General features: G+C 67.2%; 1 protein-coding gene. It reads right to left on the reverse strand.

Annotated features, from left to right (window positions below; genetic code table 11):
- Nucleotides 1–77 precede the first annotated feature (77 nt).
- A partial coding sequence (locus D7V77_RS42430) for an SDR family NAD(P)-dependent oxidoreductase (protein ID WP_147452379.1) occupies nt 78–479 on the reverse strand: 402 nt, incomplete at its 5' end.

A 479-nucleotide genomic window follows, 5' to 3' on the forward strand; every position in this document is an offset into this window, starting at 1 on the left:
GCCTAGCATTCCTTCCCCTCTGCTGTGGGTGCGGACCTGTGGGTGCGGACCGTTGGTCCGCACACCTGCCAGCACTCTCAGACGATATCGTCGACCACGCCGCCATCCACGCGCAGCGCCGCACCCGAGGTTGCCGATGCCTGCGGCGAGGCCAGGTACACCACCATGTTGGCCACTTCCTCGACCGTGGCGGTGCGCTGGATCACCGAGGACGGCCGGTGCGCCATCACGAACTCACGGCCGATCTGCTCCAGCGGCTTGCCGCTGCGCTGGCGTTCATCCTCGAACATCGCCGCAAAACCATCGGAGAGGGTCGGGCCGGGCAGCACCGCGTTGACGGTGACGCCACTGCCGGCCACGCGCTTGGCCAGGCCGCGCGACAACGACAGCTGCGCGGTCTTGCTGACCCCGTAATGGATCATGTCGGCGGGAATGTTGCGCGCTGATTCGGAGGAAATGAACAGCACGCGGCCCCAGCC

This window comes from Corallococcus sp. CA041A, from assembly GCF_003612075.1.
Lineage (GTDB): Bacteria > Myxococcota > Myxococcia > Myxococcales > Myxococcaceae > Corallococcus > Corallococcus exiguus.